The 4,043-nt window shown below is 67.9% G+C and carries 3 protein-coding genes; all 3 read right to left on the bottom strand.

Going from position 1 to position 4,043, the window contains the following annotated elements:
• Positions 1-268, bottom strand: a 268-nt coding sequence (locus ACXJKR_RS26360; protein WP_457325329.1) for a glutathione S-transferase N-terminal domain-containing protein, incomplete at its 3' end; no start/stop codon positions are given.
• Between the two features lie 130 nt (positions 269-398).
• Entirely contained in the window at positions 399-2,207 is a 1,809-nt protein-coding gene (locus ACXJKR_RS26355; protein ID WP_457325328.1) for a response regulator, read from the bottom strand.
• On the bottom strand, positions 2,204-4,043 hold a 1,840-nt coding region (locus ACXJKR_RS26350), incomplete at its 5' end, for a triple tyrosine motif-containing protein (RefSeq protein WP_457325327.1). The genes ACXJKR_RS26355 and ACXJKR_RS26350, both read right to left, overlap by 4 nt.

The following is a 4,043-nucleotide window of genomic DNA, read 5'->3' as shown; positions in this document are numbered from 1 at the left end:
CCAGGGTGCCGGCCGGTGGCAGCAGGCCTCGGTCGGGCGCGCGTTCGGCCAGGTACTGCACGATGGCTGCGTTCTCAGTGATGCGCTGGCCGTCGTCCAGCTCCAGCAGCGGCACGTAGCCGCGCGGGTTGATGGCGTAGTAGTCACTGCCATCGAGCAGTTGGTGGGCCTTCAAATTGACCTGCACGGTTTCAGCGGCCAGGCCCGCCTCCAGCACCACGATGTGTGGGCACAGCGAACAGGCACCAGGGGCGAAGTAGAGCTTCATGGAAAGGTCTCCTTGCGAGCGAGCGTGAGCCATGCAGGCTAATCCAATCGCTTCAGTCGTTCAAACCTCGAGGATTGCCGGGTGAGGGCAGGGCGCGCAACGCGCCCGCCCGGACCATGCCGCCGCTCAATCAGTCAGCGCCTGCCGTGGGCGGCCATTGCAGGCCGAGCTGCTCTCCGATATGGGCCCGCAGCGCTTCCAGGGACACAGGCTTGGTCAGGAACACGTTGACGCCGGCCTGCAGGCAGGCGGCACGGTGCTCGGCGGTGGCCGAGGCCGAGACCGCGATCACGGGCACGGTGGCCAGATCGGCCTCCCGCCGCAGTCGGCGCGTGGCTTCCACGCCGCCGACAGACGGCATCACGCTGTCCATCAAGATCAGGTCCGGCCGGAAGCTCCTCGCCGCTGCCAGCAGTTCGCTGCCATCGCTGGCCTGCGCCACTTCGAAGCCGGCGTTGGTGAGGAAATCGCACATCAGCGTGCGGTTCGCCGCCACGTCGTCGACCACCAGCACGCGTCGCGGCGGCCCCGTGTAGCGCGCCACGCCGGGCATCCTGCGAGGCGCGGCCTCCGCCGGCTGCGCTATTGGCAACGGCAGCTCCACGCGAAACCGGGAGCCGCGCCCGTACTCGCTGCTCACCTGCACCTGTCCGCCCATGTCGTTCACCAACGCGCGGGTGATCGCGAGCCCCAGCCCCGTGCCAGCACTGCGGTGCTGCACGTCGCCCACCTGCTCAAAGGGCTTGAAGATGCGTTCCATGTCATCGGGGCGCATGCCGACACCGGTGTCCTCGATATCCAGCCGCAGCAACACCTGCCCGGGGCCAGTCGGCTCGGCACGGGCGCGCAGCGCGACCGTCCCGTGGTCGGTGAACTTGATCGCGTTGCCCAGCAGGTTCAGCAGCACCTGGCGCAACCGGCGCTCGTCGGCCAGCACGGCCTCGGGCAAGCCCTCACCGGCCTCGAACACGAAGGCCAGACGCTTCTCGTCTGCCTTCACCCGCATGAGGTTCACGACCGTCTGCAGCAGGCCGGTCAGGTGCACCGGCTCCGGGTTCAGGTCCGTGCGACCGGCCTCGATGCGCGCCAGGTCGAGGATGTCGTTGATCAGCGCCAGCAGGTGTTGCCCGCTCTGGTGGATGGTGTCCAGGCCGCGCGCCTGGCGCGCGCTCAGGCCGCCCTCCATGGTCAGCAGTTGCGCGTAGCCGAGGACGGCATTCAGCGGTGTGCGCAGCTCGTGGCTCATGCCGGCGAGGAACTCGCTCTTCGCGCGGTTGGCCGCTTCGGCTGCGTGCCGGGCGGCGCGCTCGGTCTGGAGCATCCCGCGCTCGAGTTCGATCGTCGCGGCATGCGCGCGATCCCGGGCATCCAGCTTCGACAGGGTGCTTCGCACCTGGCTTTCGACCGCCTCCTCGCTGAGCGCGAGCACCCTGGCGATCTCGGTGTAGGCGTTCCCCTGAGCGATGAATCGCAGGACGCTGATCTCCGCCGGCGTGAGGTTGTCGTCGATGATCTGCTCGGCCAGTTCAAATGACCCTTCCGACGGAAGCGCGTGGCGGCCGGCGTGCACGGCGCGGATGGCGTCGAGCAGCTCCTTGTGCAAGGCGTTCTTCAGAAGGTAGCCGCGCGCGCCGGCTTGCAAGGCGCGCTGCGCCTGAGCGTCGCCGGCATAGGTGGTGAGCACGATGATCCGGGCTTCGGGAAACTCGGCCCGGATCGCGCCGATCGCGTCAAGCCCGCTCATGCCGGGCATCTGCAAGTCCATCAGCGTGACGTCGGGGCGGTGCGCGCGGAATTGCTGAATCGCTTCGCGTCCGTTCGCTGCTTCCGCCACGAGGGCCATGTCCGGCTCCACGGAAAGCAGCATCGCGATGCCCTGCCGCACGATCGGGTGATCGTCGACGCAGAGAACCTGGATGCGGGTCAGATCTTCGGTCATTCGCCGACCTCGCTGGGTGCGAACTTCTTGTGGAGGAACCACGATCGAGCCGGTACCGGCCGACTGTACGCCTGCGAGCTGGGCGCACTGAATACCACTTCCGTTCCGGTCCCCGGGCCGCTGCGAACCGTCAGCTTGCCACCGACGAGCTCGGCGCGCTCCCGCATGCCGCTCAACCCGAAGTGCCCTTGTTTTTCGCCCGCGTGCAGCACTTCCGGGTCGATCCCCTTGCCGTCGTCGCGAACCCGTACGCACAGCTGCCGCTCGTCGTAGCCAATCTCGACCTGGATCTGCTTTGCATCAGCGTGGTGGAAGGCGTTGCGCAGCGCCTCGCCGGCGATGCGGAAGGTCTCGTCGCGCACCAGCGGATGCAGAGCTTGGGGCGTTCCCTGCACTTCGACATGCGCCGATGCCGCGTGACCGCTCTCGTTCGCCAGATCCTCGGCGAGCGCCCGCAAGGCGTCCGCCAGGTTGTTGGTCTCCAGCGCCGAGGTCCGCAAGCCCTGCACGGTGTCGCGGCCCTCCGTGATCGCCTCGGCTGCATGGTCGATGGCGCCCGCAAGGATCTGCCTCGACTCGCGCGGGCGATCAGGCAGCAGGTTGAGCGCGGCCTGGAACTGCAGCAGCAGCCCGTGAAAACGCTGCAACAGGGTGTCGTGCAGGTCGCGAGCGATGCGCGTGCGTTCGGCAATACGCGCCTCCAGCGTCGCCTCCAACTGCCGATGCAGCCGCCGGATGYGCATGTGCAGCCGGAGTTGGAAAGCGCTCCATGCCAGGCCGATGAGCAGGACGGCGCCGGCCAGGCGGAACCAGGTGGTTTGGTAGAAGGCCGGCGGAATGGCGAACTCGAGCTGCGCGCCTTCCTCGTTCCACACGCCGCTGTTGTTGGACGCCTTCACGCGGAAGCGATAGTTGCCGGGCGGCAGATTGGTATAGGTGGCCTGGCGCCTGTCGATGGCCTCCTGCCAATCGTTGTCGTGCCCCTCCAGCCTGTAGCGAAAGCGCGTGCTCTTCGGGTCGACCAGGCTCAGCGCGGCGAACTCGATCGTCATGTCGCGGACCAGCGGCGGCAGGCGAAGGCCGTTCTCGACCGCATAGGGCTTGTGGTCGGCGAGCAGAGCTTCGATGTGAACCGGCGGAGGCAGCGGGTTGTATGGCAGGTGGTCGGGGGCGATCACCTGGACGTCTGCGCCCGACACGAACCAGAGCTTGCCGTCCGGCCCTTTCGCCACGGGAGGGTTGAAGTAGGCCGGCGTGAGCGCCAGCAGCGGCACGCCATCCGCGGCCCCCCAGACCTTCGTGGCGACCCGGCGGCTCGGGTCGGCGATCCAGGCAGCCAGGTCATCATGCAGAACCCGCACGAGTCCGCAGGACGCATACATCCACAGCGACCCATCGTCGTCCAGCGTCGACCAGTGCACCGTGTTGCAGGGCAGGCCGTTGCCGACCGTGAGCGTGGCGACGCGGCCATCCTTGATCCGRCTGAGGCCCCCCTCTTCGGTGGCAGCCCAGACCGCTCCTTCGGCATCGAGCCGGAGACCGGCGACGTGGCCCGCGCCCAGCCCTTCGGCGGGCGTGTAGGCGGCCTRGACCTTGCCGTCCTTGAAATACAACACCCCACCGTCCTGCCAGAAGGACAGCCACAAGCCACCTCGGTCGGCGACRACGACCTTGGCCTGTTGCCGGCGACCGAGCGCGGCCCACGGGATGTTCTCGGCGAATCGGCCCTTGTGCAGCCGTGCAAGGCCATCGTTGCCTGAAAGCCAGAGGTCGCCCGCCCCGTCCCCCGTGATGGAATAGATCTCTTTGCTGGGCACACCGCTGACGGCGACGAAG

The organism is Roseateles sp. P5_E11, assembly GCF_054049355.1.
The sequence above is the reverse complement of the archived record's forward strand: the minus strand, read 5'-3'. Positions and strand labels throughout refer to the sequence as shown.